Raw genomic sequence first — 24,283 nt, 5'->3', positions numbered from 1 at the left:
AACGTCTTTCTCAATGCCCGACAGCTCGCCGTCACGACTTTATCGCATTGACGCGTCCCGCATGAGATCAGCCTTCAGGCCGAATGGGACCGCAGACCTCCGCAACCAACAGGACACTCGGACGCATAATTCCTTTTCATACATAATCGCAGAATCTCCCAAACGTCCGAATCGTGGCCCGCCGACGCACACCAAGCCTCGACCGCCGGCAGGATCGGACAGGCATCGATCGCAGTTCCGGCATCGATGCCTTACATCGCAACAATCGAGCGCCTCCGGCAATTGCCGGAGGCCCGACCAGACCCCGCAGCCCCACCCCGGGGGCGGACGACACCTCCACACCAGCTGCCGGCACCAGGCCCGCCCGCGCCGGGATCGGCACGGGCGGGGTCACGAACGCCGAGTTCAACGACGATGACGCCCAGCTCGACGCCTCCGCACGCCGCAACCGCGGCGGCTTCGAACCTCTCGGCGAGAGCGACCGGCAACGCCCGGACGCCGGATTAGCACGGAAAAGCCCATTCGCCAATCAGCAGGCGGGCCGAATAAGCGGAACCATCGGCTCATGGGAGCGCTCTGTCACGGTACGGGACCAGCCGGCGACTTTCCGTCGCCACCCCCGGTCCGGGTCACCCGAGACAAGTAACCCATGTTTGCTCATCCTTTACACAACTCGGCTTGCCGCCCAATTGCCCAACTGCCATACTCCCACCATCAAGGAGGTCGATAGGAAGTGTCGACCCCGCGAGAGCTGGGGAATTATCGCCGACGCACACGGGAACACGGCTCGCAGCAGCCAACCGGTCAAGTCGGTCGATGGCGCACCGGCAAAGCTCGACACCCGTCGATACTTGCCGATAATGGAATGGGTCAAGAATTGCCGGTCTCCAATTTGGTCGAGCTGTCGGGCCGCACCGGGCACGCGGCCCTCCCCCGGAGGGGGCGGTGATGGAGCTGACCGAGCGTTCAAGCCAGCTCGGCCTGCTGGAGCGCCGACTCGCAGACCTGCTCCGCGGCGGCACCTCGCCGACCGACCGGCCGGTGACCGTGCTGACCGGCCCGGTCGGCTCCGGCAAGACCGCGCTCTCACAGACCTTCGCCCGGCGCGCCTGCGACGCCGGAGCACGGGTCATCGGCGCGAGCGCCTCCCGCGCGGAGCGCAGCGTACCGCTGGAGGTCGTCCGGCAGCTCGTCCGCGCGGTGCCGTCGTGCGCCGCGGACGCCCCCGACATCCGGGCCCGCCTCGCCCGGCTGCTGGACGCGGGCGCCCTCGCATGGAGCGACGCCGATCCGGCGGACGCGGAGAACGCCCGGCTCACCGCCGCCATCGGGCGTGCCCTGCTCGAACTGACCTCGCGGGGGCCGCTGGTCATCGTGGTGGACGACATCCACCACGCGGACGTGCCGTCGCTGCGCTGTCTCGATTACGTGGCCCGGCGGCTCTCCGGCCTGCCCGTGCTGATGGTCCTGACGGAGGCGCCACGCACCCGGCCGTGGCAGGCGGACGTGCACGCCGAGATGCTGCAACCGGCGAAGCTGCACCGCATCCGCCTGCCGCTGCTCACCGCCGAGGGGACGTTCCAGCTGCTCGCCCAGCGGCTCGACATCCCGCTCGCCCGCAGCATCGCCGAGGAGAGCCACCGGATCAGCGGCGGGAATCCGCTCCTGGTGCATGCGCTCGCCGATGACCAGGCAGCCGCGCCACGGTCCGCCGACGCCCCGGCGGTCGGCGAGTCGTTCCGGGAGGCCGTGCTGAGCTGCCTGTACCGCTGCGACCGCCTGGTGCTCAACGCCGCCCGGGTGCTCGCCGTGACCGGCGAGCCGCTGCACGGCAGCCTGCTGCCGCATCTCGTCGACGCCCGGTTGCACCCCGCGCTGGGCGCTGTCGACAAGTCGACCAGCGCGGGGCTGATCGACGAACAGGGGTTGCGCCATCCGGCGGTGACCCAGGCCGTGATCGACGGGATGACCGCCGAGGAACGCGTACGGCTGCATCTGGGAGCAGCCCGCCTGCTGCACGACGACGGCGCGCCCCCGGCCCGGATCGCGCCGCACCTGGTGGACATCGGCGAGCTGGCCGAACCCTGGATGGCGCAGACCCTGCTGGACGCCGGCGAGCAGGCGCTGCTCGACGGCGAGGTGGAGACCGCCCTGCGGTACCTGCGCCGGGCGCACCGCAGTGGCGTCGGCGAGTGTCTGCGGGCGCGGATCCGCTCCGCGCTGGCGCGCGCCGAGTGGCGACTCGACCCGCAGGCCACGATCCCCCACCTGGTCAGCGTCGCCACCGCCATCCGGGCCGGGCACCTCGGCAGCCAACAGGCCGCCGGTCCCATCCAGTACCTCCTCTGGCACGGTGAGATCGACAAGGCCGTCGACCTGGTCAGGCACCTGAGCGAGCGGTCGGATCCCGCCGATCCGCAGTCCGTGGCCGAGCTGCTCATCATCACCGGCTGGATCTCGACGCTCTATCCCGGGGTCATGGTCGACCGGCCCGCGCCCGCCGTGGCGGCGCGGGATCCGCTCACGCTGGCCCGGGTCAAGCACGGGCTCAGCGGAGTCATCCTGCTGTCCGGCGTGCTGGCCCGGGGTGACGCGGGCGTGGTCGAGGCGGCCGAGCGGACACTGTCGACCACCGGGCCGGACGACGAACCGCACATGTGGAGGGTCATCTGCGCCCTCATCGCCATGATCTACGCCGACCGGCTCGACCTGGCCGACGACTGGTGCGACCGGCTGGACCGCCACCTCGCCACCCCACACCACCCCACCCCCTCGGCTACGCTCACCGCCCTGCGGGCCGCCGTCGCCGGCCGGCTCGGCGACCTCCCCCGCGCCGGCAAGCTGGCCGACGAGGCACTGGGGCAGCTCTCGCCGAAAGGCTGGGGGGTGGTGATCGGGATACCTCTCGCCGTCCGGATACGGGCCCTGACCTTCATGGACCAGCTCGACACGGCGGCCGCCTGCCTTCAGGTGCCGGTGCCGCCGGCGATCTTCGAGACCCCGCTCGGGCTGCACTACCTGCACGCCCGCGGGACGCACGCCCTCGCCGCGGGAAACCCCGAGGCCGCGCTGGCCGACTTCCAGCTCTGCGGGCAGCTGATGCAGCGGTGGCGGCTGGACTTCTCGGGCCTGGTGCCGTGGCGCACCGAATCGGCTCGGGCGCTGCTCCGGATGGGCCGCCGTCAGCAGGCGCGCAAGCTGGTGCGCGACGAGTTGGCCCGGCTGCGGCCCGTCCATGTCCGGTACCGGGCCGCGGCCCTGCGGGTTCTGGCCGCGACCGAGGAGGGACAGGAACGGATCCCGCACCTGCGCAGCGCCGTACGGCTGCTGCGGCAGTGCGGCGACCGGATGGAACTGGCGCACAACCTTGCCGACCTCGGTCATGCCTACGAGCAGGCCGGCGACCGGCGGCAGGCCCGCGCCGCGACCCGGTCGGCCCGGGCTCTCGCGGAGGAGTGCGGCATCCCGACGTTGTGGCCCAGCGCCCTGTCCACCAGAGACGGTGCCACCGGCGGCCGGGCGGGTGCGGCGGTCGTGGTCCAGGGCCTGACGGACACCGAATCCAGGATGGCCACCCTGGCCGCCCAGGGTCACACCAATCGTGAGATCGCCGAGAAGCTCTTCCTGACGGTCAGCGCGATCGAACAGCGAATGACGCGCATCTACCGGAAGCTGGACGTCAACTCGCGCGGCGAACTCGCCGGACGGCTGCGGTTCGACCGCCCCGGTACGACGGTGCTGGATCCGCTGACGCGGGGCACGGACCCCCCGGGCGGCCGTCCGTCCGGCCCTCGGCCGCGCTGATCCCGGTCGGGCTTCCGCACGGAACAGCCACCGGGTGTCACGCGACCGTCGCCCTCGCCGGCCGTCGCGAAGAGTCTGCTCACCACCACTGTGGGTACCACCAGGCGTGCGCCGGGAGTCGCGGTGTGGCACCATCAAGCCGTACGCCCCGACACCGGCCGCTCACCGGCGTGTCGCCTTCCCCGGGCCGATCGGCTCCAACACCCCTCACCCCGAGTCGCGCAACCCCTAAATGCCTTCTGGGGCCGCAGGTTTGGGTGCGAAACGATGGGGTCTCACGCCCGTTGTCGCACCATCATGCCGGTGCCAGACTCGCCTCGACACGCGGACCGTACGGCAAGAAGACCGGTCCGACGAAGGATTTCAGGTCCACCCGGCGTGGCCGCCCGGCGCGCTCCACCCCTACCCGTCGAGACGCGGGCGGAGGGGCGGCTGTCTCCGGCAGGGGTGGCGGTGTCGGGCCGCACCGGCGTTTCCAGGCCCGCGCCGCGTACAAGGAGGGCTTACGCGCAGGTGTTGGTTCAGCAAGAGGAACAGATCACCCGTCTGCGGCGCGTGTTCCACGCGTGCGAGGAGCAGCAGCGCGGACACGTCGCGCTGGTCACCGGTGCCGTGGGCAGCGGCAAGACCAGCCTGCTGGAGTCGTTCGGCGAGTGGACGGCCGGCTCCCGCGGGCAGGTGATGAGCGCGACCGGCTCGCGGGCGGAGCGCGGTCTCCACCTGGGAGTCGTCGGGCAGCTGTTCCACAGTGCACGACTCGCCCCGGAGACCGCCGCCCACGTCGAGAAGCTGCTGCGCGACGCCACCTCCGCGGTGCCGTTGCCCGAAGTCGGCGGCGAGGCGTCCGACGGAGACCGGGCCTGGGCACCCCTGCTGCACGGCCTCTTCACCACCCTGATCGACCTGACTGCCAACGGGCCCCTGGTCCTCCTCGTCGACGACGTGCACCACGCAGACCCGGCCTCGCTGCACTGCCTTCTCTACGTGACCCGGCGGCTGCGCCACGCCCGGATCATGGTCGTGTTCGCGGAGGCGTCGACGCTGCGCCCGCCGCACCCGCTGTTCCGCGCCGAGCTGCTCAGCCAGCCGCACTTCTCCCGGATCGGCCTGCCACCGCTGACCGTCGACGCCGTCGCCCGGCTGGTCGAGGGCGCCGTCGACGACGCCGACACCCGCGCGACCGCGGAACACTACGTACGGATGACCGGAGGCAATCCGCTGCTCACCCGGGCGCTGCTCGACGAACGGGCCGGTGGCGAGGGCAGCGACCACGACGTTCCGTCCGTCGGTGACGCGTTCGACCAGGCCGTGCTCGGGTGCCTCTACCGCCACGAGCCCGGGGTACGCCGGGTGGCCCAGGCGCTCGCCGTGCTCGACCGGCCCGCGTCGACCGAACTGCTCGGCCACCTCCTCGACGTGATGCCCGCGACCACGGTCCCGGCGGTACGGGTGTTGCGTACCTCGGGCCTGATGGAGTGCGACCAGCTACGCCACTCGCGCATCCTGCGCTCGATCCTGGCTGACATGTCGGCCGACGAGCGGCGCAGCCTGCACCAGCGGGCCGCCGAGGTGCTGCACGACCGCGGCGCCGAGGCGAGCGTGGTCGCCGAGCACCTCGTTGCCGCCGGTGCGGCGGTGACCGGCTGGAGGGTGCCGGTGCTCCAGGACGCCGCCGGTCACGCGCTCTCGTCGGGCCGGCCCGACGTGGCGGCAGCCTGCCTGCGGCTGCTCGCCCGCGCGCCGGTGGACGAGCGGCAACGCACCGCCACCACCGAGATGCTGGTGAATGCCCGCTGGCAGATCAACCCGTTGACGGTGAACGGGCAGCTGACGGAGCTGGTGCAGACGGCGCGGGCCGCCGGCTGGTCCACCGATGCGAGCCTCTCCGCCGTGCCGTACCTGCTCTGGCAGGGCCGCATCGATGAGGCTGCCGAGGCCGTCAGCGGCTTCTCGGCGGACGAGGAGCAGGGCCCGGCCGCCCCGCCCGGCCGCCTGCGGATCATGCAGCTTCTGATCTCCCTCTCCCACCCGGACCACCTGGCGAGCGTGCGGCAGACCCCGGCCACCTGGAGCCGCGCGGCCGGCGCCCCGACCACCGTCAGCCCGCTCCTGCAGGCGGTCACGGTGCTCGGCGCCGCGCTGACGCCGACCGCCGACAACGACACGGTGACGACCGCCGAGCAGATCCTGCAGCGCCACCACACGGACGACGGCGCCCTCGGCCTGCTGACCGCGCCCCTGCTGGCGCTGCTCTGGGCCGGCCGGTCGGACCGGGCCGCGGTCTGGGGCGACGTGCTGCTCGACCGGCCGGTGGCTCAGCACGCGCCGGGCTGGCGGGCCGTGATCCGGGCGATCCGGGCGGAGGCGGCCCTGCGCGTCGGCGATCTGCCCGGTGCCGAGCACCACGCCCGTGCGGCCCTGGAAGACATGCCCGCCCCCGCCTGGGGTGTGGCGATCGCCGGACCGCTGTCCACCCTGATCGCGTCCGCGACGGAGTCGGGCCGGTTCGCCGAGGCCGACCGGTGGCTGGCCCACCCGACCCCGCCCGGCATGTTCCGCACCCCGTTGGGCCTGCACTACCTGGCCGCGCGCGGCCGGCACCACCTGGCCGTACGCCGGCCGCACGCCGCCACCACCGACCTGCGGCGCTGCGGCGAGCTGATGCGTACGTGGGGGATCGACGCGGCCGGACTGGTGCCGTGGCGGCTGGAGCTGGCCCGGGTGCAGCTCAGCGTCGGCAACAAGACGCAGGCGATGCAGCTCCTGCAGGAGCAGTTGCGGGTGCCGCACGGGGTCGACGACCGGACCCGGGGCCGTACGCTGCGCCTGCTCGCCACCACCGCCGCCCAGGACCACCGGCGCAAGCTGCTCTCCGAGGCGGTCAACCTGCTCCAGTCCAGCGGCGACCGGTTGGAGCTCGTCCGCGCCCTCGGCGACACCGGTCAGACACTCCAGCGCGCCGGAGACTCCGCCCGCGCCCGGCTGCTCGTCCGCCGCGCCTACCAGCTCGCGCAGGACTGCGGGGCGTCGGTGCTGGCTCAGCGGCTGATCCGCCGGGAGCCGGGCAGCGGACTGCCGGCGTACCCGGCCGCCGCCGAGCTCCAGGAACCGGACGACGGGCTGAGTGACGCCGAGCGGCGCGTCGCCGCGCTGGCCGCACAGGGCCACACCAACCGCCAGATCTCCAGCCGGCTCTTCATCACGGTGAGCACTGTCGAGCAGCACCTGACCCGGGTCTACCGCAAGCTCGACGTGAAGCGCCGGACCGACCTTCCGTCCCGGCTCGTCATGTACGCCGAGACACTGGCCGACGAGACACAGAGCGCCACGTCCTGACGGCTGTCGCAGGGGCGCGGTGGAACCGCCCCCTGCGACACCCACCGCGACCGGCGACGACGCAGCGAGGGCCCGAACCGCAGAAGCGGTTCGGGCCCTCGGCGGACGCATCCCGGGCCGGTCAGTCCATGGCGCGGCGCATGAAGCCACGCATGCCGATCGCCGAGAACGCCACGAAGACCCCGGTGAGGACACACATGCACAGCCAGAGCGGCAGCGACTCGACCCCCGGCGGGCCGACGAGCGACCGGGTCGCCTCGCTGATGTAGGTCAGCGGGTTCAGCGAACAGATCACCTGATACCAGCGCAGCGAGTCCAGGCCGAGCAGCGGGAACTGGGTGGCACCGGTGAACATGATCGGGGTCATCACCACTGTGAACATGATCTGGATGTGCTGCGTGGGCACCAGGGTGCCGAAGGCGAGACCGACCGCCGCGCCGACCAGCGCGCCGATCGCCAACACCCCGACCACCTTGAGCACCACCGCCCAGGGCCAGGTGACACCGAGCATGAGCATGCCGACCGGGATCAGCACCACGCCGGCGATCAGACCGCGGATGCCGCCGAAGACGATCTTCTCCAGGGCCACCAGCGGAATCGCCATGGGCGACAGGAGGCGGTCCTCGATCTCCCGGGTGAAGGAGAAGTCCATCATCATCGGCAGCGCGGTGTTCTCCAGGCCGATCAGGAAGGCGTTCAGCGCGATGACGCCGGGCAGCAGCACGTTGGAGAAGTCGTCACTGGCGTAGCCCAGGTCGCTGAGCACCTTGCCGAAGATCAGCAGCATGAACAGCGGCTGGATGAAGACCTGGAGCAGGAAGCCGACCAGCTCCCGGCCGGTGACGAACAGGTCCCGCGAGAGCACCGCCCGAAACGTGGCGAACTGGTCCAGCGCGCGCACCGGCGGCGGCGACGAGGCCGGCGACGGCGCGGACGGGGGGGCGGGGGCGGCGACGCTCACCGAAGTTCCCTTCCGGTCAGGTGGATGAAGACATCTTCCAGGCTGGGCTGGCCGATGTTCAGGTCACGGACCTCGCAGCCCAGGTCGGCGAGGATCTTCATCGCCATCGGGATGGCGTTGGCCGGCTGGCCGCTGGTGTAGACCCGGAAGGACAGGGGGGCGTCCGAGTCGGCGGGCGCGTCCGGGACCGGGGCGGGCATCGGCATCGCCGGCATGCCGGGAAACGCCGGCGCGGCGGCGGGCACCTTGGCGGTCATCTTGAAGTGTTCCACCTGCTCCACGTCGGGGATCGCATCGAGCGCGGCCCGCACCTCCTCGGCGGGGGCGCCGGGGGTCACCACGAGGGTCAGGGTGCTGCTGCCCGGCAGCGTACGGGTCAGCGCGGACGGGGTGTCCAGGGTGAGCAGCTTGCCGTGGTCGACGATGCCGACCCGGTCGCAGAGCTTCTCCGCCTCGTCCATGTCGTGCGTGGTGACCACCACGGTCACCCCGGCCCGCTTCAGCTCGGCGACCCGGTCGTGCACGAAGAGCCGGGACTGCGGGTCGAGGCCCGCGGACGGCTCGTCGAGGAAGAGCACCCGGGGCGAGTGCATCAGCGCGCGGGCGATCATCGTGCGCTGGGCGAGGCCGCCGGACAGGAAGTCGGTGCGGTGGTTCGCGAAGTCCTTGAGCCCCATCTGGTCCAGCAACTCGTCCGCCCGCCGGATGCGCTGCGCCCGGGGCACCCGGTGGTAGGCCGCGTGGAACAGCAGGTTCTGCCGGACGGTCAGCGCCCGGTCCAGGTTCACCCGCTGCGGTACGACCGCCAGCAACTGCCGGGCGACGGCGGGCGAGCCGATCACGTCGGCGCCGCACACCTGGGCCCGGCCCGAGGTGGCCCGCACCCGTGTGGTCAGCACCCCGATCGTCGTCGTCTTGCCCGCACCGTTCGGCCCGAGCAGGCCGAAGACCTCACCGGCGGCGACGGAGAAACTCAGCCCGTCCACCGCCGGTGGCATGTTGGGCTGGTACCGCTTGACCAGCTCTGTGACCACCACTGCCTCGTCCACGTCGTCATGCTCCGTCCTGGAACGTCGGTCCGATAGATGTATGTGCGCCGATAGGGGGCGCTAGGGGCACGCCAGGGGCGGAACCGGTCACAGGCCCCGCGCGACCAGCCAGCGCTGGACCGTGCCGGCGAGTTCCGGACCCCGGTCGGCGACCATGCTGAAGTGGTCGCCGGCCGCGTCGACGGCCTCGTGCGGGTAGGGCCAGCGCGACCGCCAGCCGTCCGGTTCGCCGTCCCACTCCCCCAGCGGCTCGGTGGCCCGCACCAGCAGGGTCGCCGCCGCCGTCTCGGTCGGCTGCCAGTCCAGGAACAGCGGCAGGTAGCCCGCCCACGCCGTCGTCCGCCAGTCGTCCATCGGCGTGTACGCGGTGTCCCGGTCGATCATCCCGTCGAGAAGCTGCGGCACCCACCCGCCGAGCACCTCGCTGTCGGCCGGGTAGGTGTCCATGAGTACTACCGCGTCCGGCGGGCGGCCCTGGCGTTCCAGCTCCCCGGCGAGCAGGTTGGCCACCATCGCACCACCGGAGTGACCGGCCAGCACGAACGGGCCGGCGCCGACGGTACGCAGAACCGTGTCGGCGTGCACCCGCAGCAGCGCGTCGAGGTCGGCGGGAAGCTCCTCGCCCGCGCCGAACCCGGGGTTGGGCAGGGCCCACACGTCACGTACGCCCCGGAAGCCGGCGGCCAGCCGGGCGTACTCGTGCGCGCCGGACAGCAACGACATCGTGCAGCAGCACACCAACTGCGCCCGGGCGCCGCCCTCGGCCAGCCGGAGGATGCCGGCCGGGCGGGTGAGCTCCGCCGGCTCGCGGAAGCTGGGGCGGAACTGGGCGAGCTTGACCAGCAGTTCGGCATACCCGGCCGGGTCCTCGCGCGCCTTCGGCTGGTTGAACAACCCGCCGAGCAGTCCGCCGCCAGCACCATTCCCGGCAGATCCCCCGGCGTCGTCCGCGCCGTCCCCGGCCGCCTCCGCGCCGAGGAGCTGGCCGATCAGGTGAACGGCCAGCGCCGTAGGCGTGGGGTGGTCGAAGAGCAGGGTCGTCGACAGCTCCGCCCCGGTCTCCTGGCGCAGCGCGTCGCGCAGCTCCAGTGCGGTCAGCGAGTCGAAGCCGAGTTCCAGGAAGTCCCGGTCGGCCTCGACCGCGTTGGGCGAGGCGTGCCCGAGGACGGTGGCCACCCGCGCCCGGACCAGGTCCAGCAGGATCCGGTGCCGGTCGCCGGCCGGGACGCCGGCCAGCCGCTCGCGCAGCGCGCGAGCGGGATCGGTCGCCGCGGCATCGCCGGCCTCCGGCTCGGCACCGGCCGTCGCCTCGGGCACGCCGCGCAGCAGCGCGCTGGGCCGTACGGCGGTGAAGGCCGGCACGAACGCGGGCCAGTCGAGGTCGGCGACGGCCAGTTCGTCGTCGCCACGGACCAGGGCCTGCCCCAGCGCGGCCAGGGCCACGTCGGCGGGCAGCGGCCGGACCCCCCGGCGGCGCAGCTGCGCCGCATCGGTGACCTCGTCCGCCCAGGGCACCCACGCGACGACGGTGGCCGGGCGGCCAGCGGCACGCCAGCCGGCGGCCAGCGTCTCCAGCCCGGCGCCCACGGCGGCGGCGACCGCCGCTCCCCCGCTGCCCCAGACGGCGGCCGTCGAGGTGAAGACGACGAACTCGTCGATCGGTAGGCCGGCGCAGGCCCGCCCGAGCAGTTCCACCGCGGTGGTACGGGCGGCCACGGCGTCGGCCAGGTCGTGCGGATCCAGCACCGCCACCGGGTCGCCGGCCCCGTCGGAGTCGGCGACGTGCAGGACGGTACGGATCTCGCTGCCGGTGGCGGCCAGCCGGTCAAGCGCCTCGGGCAGCCCGTCCAGGTCGTCGACGGCGGTGACGGTGACGTCCGGGCCGAGCGGGTCGGCGTCCGCCACCGGCCCCACGAGGACGAGGTGCGACGCGCCCCGCTCGGCGAGCCAGCGCAGCAGGTGTGGGGTACGCACCTGCGCGGAACCGTGCACCAGGACCGCGCCGCGGGGCCGCCAGTCCGTATCGGTGGCGCCGGCCGGGGCCCGGTGGAGCCGCCGGGCGTACACCCCGCCGGTGCGTACCGCCACCTGGTCCTCGTCGCCGCCGGACGCGACGACCCGGGCGAGCGCGGCGAGCGCGACGTCGTCCGGCTCCGCCGGCAGGTCGACCAGCCCGCCCCACGAGCGCGGCTGCTCCAGCGCCAGCACCCGGCCCAGCCCCCAGACGTACGCCCCGGCCACGCCGGGAGCGGCGTCGTGCGCGTCGACGGCCACCGCGCCCCGGGTCACGGTCCACATCGGCGTACCGTTCCCCGCAGCGGCGAGGGCCCGCACGAGCGCGGCTGTCCCGGCGAGCGCGCCGGTCCCCGTGCCGGCCGCCCGTTCCTCCGCCGCCAGCAGCGAGACCACGACCGACCAGGTGCCGTCGGCGAGCAGGGCCCGGGCCACGGCGTCCAGGTCGTCGCCCACGGTGACCAGCGTCGGGTCCAGGCCCTCGGCGCGCAGCACGGTGAGCACCGCGGTGGCGTCGGTGCCTGCCCCGGCCACCAGCAGGCATCGACCGGCCGGCGTGGTAGGGGCTGACAGGTCGACGCGTTCCCAGTCGGCGCGGTAGCGCAGCCCGTCCAGTTCCGATCCGCGACGCCGCCGGTCCCGGTAGGAGGCGAGGGCGGGCAGCAAGTCGGCGAGCGCGTCCTGCCGGTCGGCGGGCAGGCCGAGCGCGGCGGCCAGCTCGGCGGGTCGTCCCTGCGCCACGGCCGCCCAGAACTCCTCGTCTTCGCCGGTCGCGGCGGGCGGGACGAGATCCACGGTGGGCGGGTCCGGCCAGAAGCGCTCGCGGTCGAAGGCGTAGGTGGGCAGTTCGACGCGCGCGGCGTCGCTGCCGTCGAAGGGAGCCGCCCAGTCGACTCCGGCACCGCGCAGGTCGACCGCGGCCAGCGCGGCGAGCAGCGTGGTCGCCTCCGGCTGGTCCCGGCGGGCGAGCGGCACGAAGGCCGCCGGTTCCATGTCGGGCAGGCACTCCCGGGCCAGCACGGTCAGGGCGCCGTCGGGGCCGAGTTCCACGAAGGTTCCGACGCCGCCGGCGGCGAGGGTGGCGACGCCGGCGTGGAAGCGGACGGTGTCCCGGACGTGGTCGACCCAGTAGCCCGGGTCCGTGGCCTGGGCGGCGGTGAGCGGCTCGCCGGTGCGGTCGGAGACGATCGGAAGGTTCGGCGGGTGCCAGGCGACCTTCTCCGCGACGATCCGGAAGTCGGCCAGCATGGCGTCCATCCGGGCGGAGTGGAAGGCGTGGCTGACCCGCAGCCGACGGGACCGCCGGTCCTCGGCAGACAGCCGCCGCCCCGCCGCGAGCACGGCCTCCTCGTCGCCGGAGAGCACCACCGACCGGGGGCCGTTCACGGCGGCCAGGGACACCCGCTCGTCGAGCAGCGGGACCACCTCCGCCTCGGACGCCTGTACCGCCAGCATCGCCCCGCCGGGCGGCAACTGCTGCATGAGCCGGGCCCGGGCGGCCACCAGGGTCGCCGCGTCGGCCAGCGACAGCACCCCGGCGACGTGCGCCGCGGCCAGCTCGCCGACCGAGTGGCCGAGCAGGAACTGCGGGCGTAGCCCCCAGGCGGTGACCAGCCGGTATGCGGCGACCTCGTAGGCGAACAGCGCCGGCTGGGTGAACTCGGTACGGTCCAGCAGATCCGCGTCGGGCGAGTCGGCCCCGGCGAAGACCACCTCCCGCAGCGGCCGGCTCAAGTGCCGGTTCAGCTCCCCGGCCACCTCGTCGAAGGCGGCGGCGAAGACCGGGAACCGGCGGCACAGCTCGGCGCCCATGCCGGGGCGCTGGGCACCCTGCCCGGTGAAGAGGAACGCGACCTTGCCGGCCCGGCGGGCCACGCCGCGCACCACGCCGGGGGTGTCGCGCTCCTCGGCGACCGCGTGCAGGCCGGCCCGCAGCTCGTCGCGGTCCCCGCCGATCACCGCTGCCCGGTACGGCAGGGCCGCCCGGGTGGTGACCAGCGAGTACGCCACGTCGGCGGCGGTCAGGTCGGGGTGATCGGCCAGATGCGCCAGCAGCCGCCGTGCCTGCCCGGCCAGGGCCGGCGCGGAGCGGGCCGAGACGATCCACGGTGCCGGCGGGGCGGGCGTACCGGCCGGCCGGACGTCGTCGGTGTCCGTCGCGACGGCCTGCTCGATGACGACGTGTGCGTTGGTGCCGCTGATCCCGAACGCGGAGACCCCGGCCCGGCGTGGCTGCCCGGTCTCCGGCCAGGGCTGTGTGCCGGTCAGCAGGGACACCGCCCCGGCCGACCAGTCGACGTGCGGGGTGGGCTCGTCCACGTGCAACGTGGGCGGCAGCACCCCGTGCCGCATCGCCAGCACCATCTTCATCACCCCGGCCACACCCGCCGCCGCCTGCGTGTGCCCGATGTTCGACTTGATCGAGCCGAGCCAGAGCGGCCGGTCCGCGGACCGACCCTGCCCATACGTGGCGATCAGGGCCTGCGCCTCGATCGGATCACCCAAAGTGGTACCCGTGCCATGCGCCTCGACCACGTCCACCTGGTCGGCACTCAGCCCCGCGTTCGCGAGAGCCTGCCGGATCACCCGGCGCTGCGACGGGCCGTTCGGGGCGGTCAGCCCGCTGCTCGCGCCGTCCTGGTTGACGGCACTGCCGCGCAGCACGGCGAGGACCGGATGGCCGTTGCGGCGGGCGTCGGAGAGCCGCTCGACGAGCAGCATGCCGGCCCCCTCGGACCAGCCGGTGCCGTCGGCGGCGGCGGCGAACGACTTGCACCGGCCGTCGGTGGACAGGCCCCGCTGCCGGGAGAACTCCACGAAGACGGTCGGGGTGGCCATCACCGACACCCCGCCGACCAGCGCCATCGTGCATTCGCCCAGCCGCAGCGCCTGGCAGGCGAGGTGCAGCGCGACCAGCGACGAGCTGCACGCGGTGTCAACGGTGACCGCCGGCCCCTCCAGCCCGAGGGCGTACGAGATCCGGCCGCTCGCCACGGCTGCGGCGCTGCCGGTGCCGAGGTAGCCCTCGACGCCGCCGGTGACCCCGGTGAGCAGAGCCGCGTAGTCACCCTGACTGCTGGTGGCCGCGTAGACGCCGGTCGGCGCGCCGCGCAGCCGGGTGGGGTCGATGCCGGCCCGCTCGAACGCCTCCCAGGCGGTCTCCAGCAGCAGCCGCTGCTGCGGGTCCATGGCGAGTGCCTCGCGGGGGCTGATGCCGAAGAACGCCGGGTCGAAGTCCCCGGCGGAGTAGAGGAACCCGCCCTCGCGCACGTACGACGTGCCCCGGCTGTCGGGGTCGGGGTCCGGGTCGTAGAGCGCGCCCAGGTTCCAGCCCCGGTCGTCCGGGAACGCCGACATCGCGTCGCTGCCGGCGGCCACCAGGTCCCAGAGCTGCTCGGGTGACCTGACACCGCCAGGGAACCGGCAGCTCATGCCGATGATCGCCACCGGTTCGCTGAGCGCTGCGGTGAGCTGCTGGTTCTGCTGCTTGAGCTTCTGGTTGTCGAGCAGGGACGCACGCAGCGCGCCGACGACCTCGTCCAGGGAAACAGTCATCGGGCGCTCCTCAGGGCCGGCCGGGTCACGAGTCGGAGCCTTCCAGGGCCATCCGGACCAGGCCGGCGACGTCGAGTTCGCGGATCTGGGTCTCGGGTGCGGGCGACGTGACCGGGACGGCGGGCGCCACGGCCGGCGTGCCGGCACTCGTACGGGCCAGCTGGAGCAGCTGGTCGAGCAGGCCCGCCTGCCGCAGCTCGTCGAGCGGGATCGCGGCGAGGGCCCGGCGCACCGACTCCTCGTCGCCGCCGTCGCCGTCGTCCCCCTCGCCGCCCGCGAAGAGCTGCTCGTACAGGTGGCCGGCCAGGCCGTCCGGGGTGGGGTAGTCGAAGACGACGGTGGTGGGCAGGTCGTGCCCGGTCGCCGCGGTGAGCAGGTTGCGCAGTTCCACGGCCGTGAGCGAGTCGAAGCCGAGGTCCAGGAAGCCCCGGTCGGTCTCGATCGCGTCGGCCGAGGGGTGGCCGAGCACCTTCGCCGCGTCGACCCGCACCATCTCCAGCAGTGCGGCCCGCCGCTCGTCGTCGGGCAGCGCCCGCAGCCCGGCGAGCAGATCCCGGGAGCCGGGCGCGACCGCGTCCGGCGCCTCGGCGGGGGTGGCGGCCAGTCCGCGTACGGCCGGCAGGTCGGCCAGCAGCGGACTGGGCCGCAGCGAGGTGAACAGCGGCTGGAAGGTGGCCCAGTCGACATCGGCGACTGTGACGCAGCTGTCGCCGGCCGCCAGGGCGTGCCGCAGCCCGGCCATCGCCACACCGGGTGGCATCACCTGCAGGCCACGGCGACGCAGCTGCTCCGCCGCGCCCTCGGTGTACATGCCCGACTCGGTCCACGGTCCCCAGGCGATGGAGGTGGCCGCCAGGCCCCGGCCGCGTCGCCGCTCGGCGAGCGCGTCCAGGTAGGCGTTACCGGCCGCGTACGCGCCCTGTCCGCCGCTGCCCCACACCGCCGAGATGGACGAGAAGAGCACGAACACGTCCAGTTCGGCGTCGCCGAGCAGCTCGTCGAGGTGTTCGGCGCCGCTGACCTTCGGGGCGATGACGTACGCCAGGTCCTCCAGGGTGGTGTCGGCCAGCGGCACCACCTCGCTGACCCCCGCGGCGTGCACCACCGCGCGCAGCGGCGGCCCCTCCCGCCGGAGATCGGCCAGGAGGTCGGCCACGGCGGCGCGGTCGGCGGCGTCGCAGCGGACCACCCGGCAGTCCACGCCGAGCCCGGCCAGCTCGGAGAGCAGCTCGGCGGCGCCCGGGGTGTCGGTCCCCCGCCGGCTGGTCAGCACCACCCGTTGCGCGCCCTCGGCGGCCACCCAGCGGGCCACGTGCCCACCGAGCGCGCCGGCGCCTCCGGTGATCAGCACCGTGCCCCGGGGCTGCCACGGCGTGAGCTCCCCGTCGGTGGTGGCCGGTACGAGCCGCCGCACCAGCACCCCGGACTCGCGGACTGCGAGCTGGTCCTCCACGCCGCCGCCGGTGAGGATGCCGCCGAGACGCATCGCCGTCCACGGCTCCAGGTCGGTGGGCAGGTCGACCAGCCCGGCCCAGCGGGCGGGCTGCTCCAGCGCGGCCACCCGGCCCAGGCCCCACAGCATCGCCTGCCGCGCGTTGGCCGGGGCGTCGCCGTCGCCGAGGCCGACGGCGCCCTGGGTGACGCACCAGAGCCGGACCGAGGCGTCGAGGTCGACGAGCTGCTGGAGCAGGTGCACGGTCGCGGCGAGGCCGCGCGGCAGCGCCGGGTGCTCGGCGTGCGGGGCGTCGTCCAGGCCGAGGAAGGACAGGATCGACAGCGGCCCGTCGCCCGCGCCGAGCGCCTCGGTGAGCACGTCGGCGAACCCGCCGCACAGCTCCTCGGAGTCGGCGGCGGTGTCCACGGGCACGATGCTCACCTCGGCGCCCAGGGCCCAGGTGCAGGAGTGCAGGTCGGGGTCGTCCGCCCGGTCGGCGGGCAGCAGCACCAGCCACCGGCCGGGGTCCTGCTCCTGCGGGGTCTCCGCGATGGGCTCCCAGACCGCCCGGTAACGGGTGCCGTCGACCAGGGCCTGCTCCCGGCCGCGCCGGCGCCACGCCGACAGGGCGGGCAGCACGGTGCCGAAGGGCTGGTCGCGATGCACGTCGAGGTCGCGGGCCAGCGACTCGAGGTCCTCGGCCTCGACCGCGGCCCAGAAGCGGCGCTCGACCTCGGTGGCCTCGTCGGCGGCCACGAGGGCGGCCCAGGGCGGCGGCTCCGGCCAGTAGCGCTGCCGGTCGAACGCGTAGGTGGGCAGCTCGACCCGCTGGGCGCCGGTGCCGGCGTAGAGGACGGACCAGTCCGGGGAGACGCCGTGGGTGTGCAGCGCGGCGAGCGCGCGCAGCAGGGTGGTCGGCTCGGCGCGGTCCCGGCGCAGGGCGGGCACCACCAGTGGGGCCCGGCCGCCGGCCGGGGCCTCGGCCAGGACGGCCTGGGCGAGGGCGGTGAGCACCCCGTCCGGGCCGATCTCGACGTAGCCGGTGACGTTGCGCTCGCGCAGTGCCACGACGGCGTCGGCGAAGCGCACCGCCTCGCGGGCGTGGCGCACCCAGTAGTCGGGCGTGCCGATCTCCGCCGCGTCGACCGGCGCGCCGGTGACGGTGGAGACCATCGGGATGCTCGGAGCCGCGTACCGCAGCCGTCCGGCGACGGCGGCGAGGTCGTCGAGCACCGGATTCATCAGCGGACTGTGGAACGCGTGGCTGACCGTCAGGCGCCGGACCCGGACGCCCCGGCCGGCCCACTCGGAGGCCAGTTCCTCGACGGCGTCGCCGGCCCCGGACACCACGACGGCGGAGGGGCCGTTGACGGCGGCGACGGAGACCCGGTCGGCCCGCTCGCCGAGCGTGGCGGTCACCTCGGCCTCGGTGGCGGCGACGGCGAGCATCGCCCCGCCGGCCGGCAGCGCCTGCATCAGCCGGCCCCGGGCGGCGACCAGCTCGGCGGCGTCGGCCAGGGAGAGCACGCCTGCGGCGTGGGCGGCGGCGATCTCGCCGATCGAGTGCCCGGCGACGGCGTCGGGACGGACCCCCCACGCCTCGAACAGCCGGAACAGCGCCACCTCCACGGCGAACAACGCCGGCTGGGTGAATTCGGTGCGGTCCAGCGCCTCGGCCTCGGGCGTGCCGGGCTCGGCGAAGAGCAGTGGCTTGAGCGGGCGGGGCAGGTGCGCTTCGAGGGCGGCGCAGGCCTCGTCCAGGGCGGCGGCGAAGACGGGGAACGCCTCGGCCAGCTCGCGACCCATCCCGGCCCGCTGGGCGCCCTGCCCCGAGAACAGGTACGCCACCTTCGGCCGGGGCACCGCCACGCCGGTGACCACCAGCGGCGCGTCCTTGCCGGTGCCGAGGGCGCGCAGCCCGGCATCCAGCGCGATCCGGTCGGTGGCCAGCACGACGGCCCGGTGCTCCAGGGCGGCCCGGGCGACGGCCGACGACCAGCCGACGTCGACCGTACGTGGCGCCTCCAGCCCGGTGAGCTGCTCGGACCAGCGCTGCGCCTGGGCGGCCAGCGCGGACGCCGAACGGCCCGACAGCAGCACCGGCACCACCGGCAGCCGCGCCGGGTCACCCGTCGGCTGCTCGGCTTCGACCGGCTCCGGGGCCTGCTCCAGGATGGTGTGCGCGTTGGTGCCGCTGATGCCGAACGAGGAGACGGCGGCGCGGCGCGGGTGGTCGGTGACCGGCCAGGGGCGGCCCTCGCCGAGCAGCTCGACCGCGCCGACGCTCCAGTCCACCTGGTCGGTCGGCTCGTCGACGTGCAGGGTCTGCGGCAGGTAGCCGTGCCGCAGCGCCAGCACCATCTTGATGATCCCGGCGACACCGGCGGCGGCCTGGGTGTGACCGATGTTCGACTTGATCGAGCCGAGCCAGAGCGGCTGCTCGGCGGGCCGCTCCCGGCCGTACGTGGCGAGCAGGGCCTGCGCCTCGATCGGGTCGCCGAGCTTCGTGCCGGTGCCGTGCGCCTCGACGGCGTCCACGTCGGCCGGGGCGAGGCCGGCGTTGGCGAGCGCCTGCCGGATCACCCGCTGCTGCGACGGGCCGTTCGGGGCGGTGAGGCCGTTGGAAGCGCCGTCCTGGTTGACGGCGCTGCCCCGGATGACCGCGAGCACCGGGTGACCGTTGCGGCGGGCGTCGGAGAGCCGCTCGACGAGCAGCAGGCCGAGGCCCTCGCCCCAGCCGGTGCCGTCGGCGGCGGAGGCGAACGCCTTGACCCGGCTGTCCGGGGCGAGGCCCCGCTGCCGGCTGAAGCCGACGAACACCCCGGGGGTGGACATGACGGTGACGCCGCCGACCAGGGCGAGGGAGCACTCCGAGCGGCGCAGCGCCTGGCAGGCCCAGTGCAGCGCGACCAGCGACGACGAGCAGGCGGTGTCCACCGAGACGGCGGGCCCCTCCAGCCCGAGGGTGTACGACACCCGGCCCGAGAGGACGCTGCCGGCATTGCCGGTCATCAGATGCCCCTCGGCGCCCTCGGCGCTGAACATCAGGTTGCGGTAGTCCTGGTAGTTGGTGCCGACGAAGACGCCGGTGGCGCTGCCGCGCAGCGTGTGCGGGTCGATCCCGGCCCGCTCGATCGCCTCCCAGGACGCCTCCAGCAGCAGTCGCTGCTGCGGGTCCATGGCGAGGGCCTCGCGGGGGCTGATGCCGAAGAAGCCGGCGTCGAAGTCGGTGGCGCCGGTGACGAAGCCACCCTCCCGGGCGTAGCTGGTGCCCTCCTTGTCCGGGTCGGAGTCGAAGAGCCGGTCCAGGTCCCAGCCCCGGTCGGTGGGGAACTCCCCGATGGCGTCGCCGCCGGCGGCGAGGAGCTGCCACAGCTGCTCCGGGGTGTCCGCCCCACCCGGCAGGCGGCAGCTCATCGCCACGATGGCGATCGGGTCGTCGTCCTCGGCCGCGGTGGCCGGGGCGGGGGTGGACACGTCGGGCACGATCCCGGTGAGCAGTTCGCCGAGGTGCGCGGCGAGCACCGTCGGGTTCGGATAGTCGAAGGCGAGCGTCGCGGGCAGCCGCAGGTCGGTGGCGGCGGCCAAGAAGTTGCGCATGTCGACTGCCGTCAGCGAATCCAGGCCGAGGTCGCGGAAGGGCTGGGTGGCCGGGATGTCGTCGGCGGCCCCGTAGCCGAGGGCCGTCGCCGCGCACTGCCGCACCAGCTCCAGCAGTGTCGCGGCGCGCTCCCCCGGCGCGAGCGCGGCGAGCCGCCGGGCGAGGGCCGACGGTACGTCCGTCTCCTCCTCGGCGGCCTCCTGCCCGGCCGGCTGCGTCGCCTCCTGGGCCTCGGCGAGGTCGCCGATCAGCGGGCTGGGCCGCACCAGGGTGAACGCGGGGGCGAAACGGGCCCAGTCGATGTCGGCGACGACTGTGGTGGGCTCGTCGCGGCGCAGCGCCCGGGCGAGGGCCTCGACGGCCAGTTCCGGGTCCATGCCGATCATGCCGCCCCGGCGCAGCCGCTCCTGGGCGCGTTCGTTCTCGGCGGGCAGGCCGGCCCCGCGCCAGGCACCCCAGGCCACCGAGAGGGCCGGCAGTCCCTCGGCCCGGCGCCGCTCGGCGAGGGCGTCGAGGAAGGCGTTGGCCGCCCCGTACGCGCCCTGCCCGGCGTTGCCGGTGGTGCCGGCCACCGAGGAGAAGAGCACGAAGGCGTCCAGGTCGAGGTCGCGGGTCAGCTCGTCCAGGTGCAGCGCGGCGACGCACTTCGACGCGGCGACTGTGTGCAGGCGCTGCGCGGTGACGGTGTCGACGATGCCGTCGTCGAGGACGGCGGCGGTGTGCAGCACGGCGCTCAGCGGGGCGTCGGCGGGGACGGCGGCGAGCAGGTCGGCCACCTGTGCCCGGTCGGCGACGTCGCAGCGGGCCACTGTGACCCGTACGCCGAGGTCGGTCAGCTCCGCCTCCAGCTCGGCGGCGCCCGGGGCGTCCGGGCCGCGCCGGCTGGCCAGCAGGACGTGCGCGGCGCCGGAGCGGCCCGCCCAGCGGGCCAGATGCCCGCCCAGTCCGCCGGTGCCACCGGTGATCAACACGGTGCCGCGCATCCGCCAGGTGTCGTCCGCGTCGCCGGAGGCGGCCGGCTCGGGTTCGGTGATCCGGGTGAGGCGGCGGACGAAGACGCCGGAGGCGCGGACGGCGAGCTGGTCCTCGCCCCGGCCGGACTGCTCCGCGCCGTCGTCGCCGAAGGCGTCTTCGCCACCGCTGGCGCCGAGCGCCGCGCAGAGCAGCGCGCCGGCCTGCGCGTCGAGCACGTCGGGCAGGTCGAGCAGGCCGCCCCAGCGGGCGGGGTGTTCCAGGGCGACGGCGCGGCCGAGCCCCCAGACGGAGGCGGCGGCGGGGCGTGGCGCCGGGTCGTCGGCGCAGGCCACGACGGCTCCCCGGGTGGCGCACCACAGCGGCGCCTCGACGCCGAGCAGCCCGAGCGCCTGCACCAGCAGGGCGGTGCCCGAGACGGCCAGCGAGGTGGCCGGGTGCTCCGGGTGCGCCCGCTCGTCCAGGCCCAGCAGCGAGAGCACGGCGACGGGTCCGCCGGGGCCGGCGAGCGCGGCGCTGAGCCGCTCGGCCAGCGCCGCCGGATCGCCGGTGGCGTCCAGCTCCACCGGGACGACGTCCGCGCCGAAGTTGCCGAGGGCCGACAGCACGTCGGTGACCAGCGGGTCGTCTTCCAGCGCCGCGGGCACCGGCACGAGCCAGGTGCCGGCGAGCCAGGTCAGCGGCAGGTCGGGCAGGGCTCGCCAGGTGACCCGGTAGCGCCAGCGGTCGATGTCCGGGGCGGCGTCGGCCGCGGCGAGGAAGAGCGGCGGCGCGGGCCAGTACCGGTGGTGGTCGAAGGCGTAGGTGGGCAGGTCGACGGTGGCCGCGGCCGGAAGCACCTTCGTCAGGTCGACGGGCAGGCCGACGGTGTACGCGGTGGCCAGGTTGGTCAGCAACCGGGTCACGTCGTCGTCACCACGACGCAGACTACCGATGGTGTGCCCACTCACACCGGCGTCGTCAAGAATCGCAGTCACCGGCATCGCCAGCACCGGATGCGGACTGATCTCGACGAACGTGGTGTACCCGGCAGCCACAGCCGTCCGCACGGCCGCGTCGAAGAGCACAGTCTGCCGCAGATTGTCGTACCAGTAGTCAGCGGTCATCACCGCCGGGTCGACCCAGTCCCCGGTGAGAGTGGAGACCAGCCGGGTGTGGCCGGCGCGCGGACTGACACCGGCCAGATCCGCGCGGAGCTGCTCGGCGACCTCCTGCACCGCGGGCGAATGCGACGCGTAGTCCACCGGGATCAACCGGGCACGGACACCCTCGGCCCGGCACGCCTGCACAAGGCCGGCGACACGCTCCGGCGGACCGGACACCACGACGGTGGACGGACCGTTGACCGCCGCGACCCCGACACCGGCAAACGCGGGCAGCCGTTCGGCCACCGCGTCGACCGGCAGGTCCACCGACGCCATCGTCCCCGTACCACGCAGCACGGCCAGAGCACGCGAACGCAGCGCCACCGTCCTCGCCGCATCCTCCAGACTCAGAATGCCCGCCACACACGCCGCACCGATCTCACCCTGCGAATGGCCGATCACCACCTCCGGCACCACACCCGCCGCGCGCCACACAGCCGCCAGAGCGACACCGACGGCCCACAGCACCGGCTGCACGACCTCGACCCGCTCCAGCCACGACTCGTCCTCACCCGTGAGCACCGACACGAGATCCACATCGAGATACGGCGCCAAAGCCCGCCGGCACTCGGCCAAACACTCGTCGAACACCGGCACACGACCCACCAGGCCCGCCGCCATCCGCACCGACTGCGCACCCTGACCCGGAAACACGAAAACCGGACCCGCACCCGGACCCGACGCCGCCCCCGCGACCACATTCCCCGCCGGCTCACCGGCAGCGAAAGCGTCCAGCCCAGCGAGCAGCCCCTCAGCAGACGACCCGACGACGACCACCCGATGATCGAACGCCGACCGGGTGGTCGCCAACGACCACCCCACCGCCACCGGATCGACCTCACCCCGCTCACGCACGTGCCCCGCGAGCCGGACAACCTGCCCAGCCAACGCAGCCCTCGACCGCGCCGACACCGGCCAGACAACCACATCCGAAGCGACCAGACCGGACCCGGACACGGACTCGACAACACCCGGCTCAACCGGCTCGGTCGGCTGCTCGATGATCACGTGGGCGTTGGTGCCGGAGATGCCGAACGAGGAGACGGCGCCCCGGCGTACCCGGCCCGTCTCGGGCCACGGGCGTGCCTCCGTGGCCAGTTCCACCGCGCCGGCCGCCCAGTCGACGTGCGGAGACGGCGCGTCGACGTGCAGCGTCGCCGGCACGAGGCCGTGCCGGATGGCGAGCACCAGCTTGATCACGCCGGCCACGCCCGCGGCGGCCTGGGCATGGCCGATGTTCGACTTCACCGAGCCGAGCAGCAGTGGCGGGGCCTCGCCACGGTCCTGCCCGTACGTGGCGATGAGCGCCTGCGCCTCGATCGGGTCGCCCAGCTTGGTGCCGGTGCCGTGCGCCTCCACGACGTCGACGTCGGCGGTGGAGAGCCGGGCGGAGGTGAGGGCCTGGCTGATGACCCGCTGCTGCGCCGGCCCGTTGGGCGCGGTCAGCCCGTTCGACGCGCCGTCCTGGTTGACGGCCGTGCCGCGTACCACCGCCAGGACGCGGTGGCCGTTGCGGCGGGCGTCCGACAGCCGCTCGACCAGCAGCCAGCCGACCCCCTCGGAGAACCCGGCGCCGTCGGCGGCGGCGGCGAACGACCGGCACCGCCCGTCGGTGGAGAGTGCGCGCTGCCGGCTGGATCCGATGTAGAGGCCCGGAGTGGCCATCACCGTCACCCCGCCGGCCAGCGCCAGGTCGCACTCCCTCGCCCGCAGCGCCTGCACGGCGAGGTGCAGCGCCACCAGAGACGACGAGCAGGCCGTGTCGATGGAGACGGCCGGTCCTTCGAGCCCGAGGGCGTACGACACCCGGCCCGACGCGACGGCCGCCGCGCCCCCGGTCATCGAGTGCCCCTCGTCGCCGTCGGGCGACATCATCAGCAGGGTGCCGTAGTCCTGCCCGTTGGTGCCGACGAACACCCCGGTCCGGCTGCCGCGCAGCGAGGCGGGATCGATGCCGGCGGCCTCTACCGCCTCCCAGGAGGTCTCCAGCAGCAGCCGCTGCTGGGGGTCCATGGTCAGCGCCTCGCGGGGCGAGATGCCGAAGAAGGCGGAGTCGAAGTCGCCGGCCCCGTCGACGAACCCGCCCTCCCGGGCGTACGAGGTGCCCGGGTGGTCGGGGTCGGGGTGGTAGAGGCGCTCCAGATCCCAGCCCCGGTCGCCGGGGAAGGGCGCGACCGCGTCCCGGCCCTCCCGCAACAGCTCCCACAGGTCGTCGGGGTTGCGCACCCCGCCCGGCAACCGGCAGCTCATCGCCACGATCGCCACCGGCTCCAGTTCCTGGGACTGGGCCTCGCTGAGTCGGCGGCGGGTGTCGTGGAGATCAGCCATGACCCGCTTGAGGTAATCGCGGAGCTTGTCTTCATTGGCCATCGGAGTGCCGCTTCCTCGAAAGAGACGGGAGAGAGCTGGAGC

Annotated in this window: 6 protein-coding genes; 2 read left to right on the top strand and 4 right to left on the bottom strand. The window is 74.2% G+C overall.

Annotated elements, in window-relative coordinates; genetic code table 11:
• Positions 1 to 948 precede the first annotated feature (948 nt).
• Together ABD52_RS02620 and ABD52_RS02615 are read left to right on the top strand one after the other, a co-directional pair.
• Positions 949 to 3,804 (top strand): LuxR family transcriptional regulator, encoded by a 2,856-nt coding sequence (locus ABD52_RS02620; RefSeq protein ID WP_047890663.1) that lies wholly within the window; start codon positions 949 to 951, stop codon positions 3,802 to 3,804.
• Between the two features lie 513 nt (positions 3,805 to 4,317).
• Entirely contained in the window at positions 4,318 to 7,140 is a 2,823-nt protein-coding gene (locus tag ABD52_RS02615; protein ID WP_047890662.1) for a LuxR family transcriptional regulator, read from the top strand.
• A 121-nt stretch (positions 7,141 to 7,261) separates the two neighbouring features.
• Here ABD52_RS02615 and ABD52_RS02610 read toward each other — a convergent pair whose 3' ends face one another.
• The 4 genes from ABD52_RS02610 to ABD52_RS02595 all read right to left on the bottom strand — a co-directional run bounded on the left by ABD52_RS02610 (position 7,262) and on the right by ABD52_RS02595 (position 24,241).
• Positions 7,262 to 8,101 carry an ABC transporter permease gene (locus ABD52_RS02610; protein ID WP_013285643.1) on the bottom strand — a complete coding sequence of 280 codons (840 nt, stop codon included), beginning with the start codon at positions 8,099 to 8,101 and terminating at the stop codon, positions 7,262 to 7,264.
• On the bottom strand, positions 8,098 to 9,150 hold the full coding sequence (locus tag ABD52_RS02605) for an ABC transporter ATP-binding protein (RefSeq protein ID WP_047890661.1): 1,053 nt from the start codon (positions 9,148 to 9,150) through the stop codon (positions 8,098 to 8,100). Before ABD52_RS02605 ends, ABD52_RS02610 begins: the two co-directional genes overlap by 4 nt.
• An 87-nt stretch (positions 9,151 to 9,237) precedes the next feature.
• The gene (locus ABD52_RS41555; RefSeq protein ID WP_047890660.1) at positions 9,238 to 14,718 is read right to left on the bottom strand and encodes a type I polyketide synthase; all 5,481 of its coding nucleotides are present in this window, start codon (positions 14,716 to 14,718) and stop codon (positions 9,238 to 9,240) included.
• Positions 14,719 to 14,743: 25 nt separating this feature from the next.
• Positions 14,744 to 24,241 (bottom strand): type I polyketide synthase, encoded by a 9,498-nt coding sequence (locus ABD52_RS02595; RefSeq protein ID WP_047890659.1) that lies wholly within the window; start codon positions 24,239 to 24,241, stop codon positions 14,744 to 14,746.
• Positions 24,242 to 24,283 lie beyond the last annotated feature (42 nt).

The sequence above is a fragment of the Micromonospora sp. RV43 genome (genome assembly GCF_001029515.1).
GTDB classification, from domain to species: Bacteria; Actinomycetota; Actinomycetes; order Mycobacteriales; family Micromonosporaceae; genus Micromonospora; species Micromonospora aurantiaca.
This window is presented reverse-complemented; position numbering and strand designations above follow the sequence as displayed.

Coding starts and splice junctions, on each gene's coding strand:
- ABD52_RS02620 (WP_047890663.1), top strand. CDS start 949: ATGGAGCTGACCGAGCGTTCAAGCCAGCTCGGCCTGCTGGAGCGCCGA.
- ABD52_RS41555 (WP_047890660.1), bottom strand. CDS start 14,718: ATGACTGTTTCCCTGGACGAGGTCGTCGGCGCGCTGCGTGCGTCCCTG.
- ABD52_RS02595 (WP_047890659.1), bottom strand. CDS start 24,241: ATGGCCAATGAAGACAAGCTCCGCGATTACCTCAAGCGGGTCATGGCT.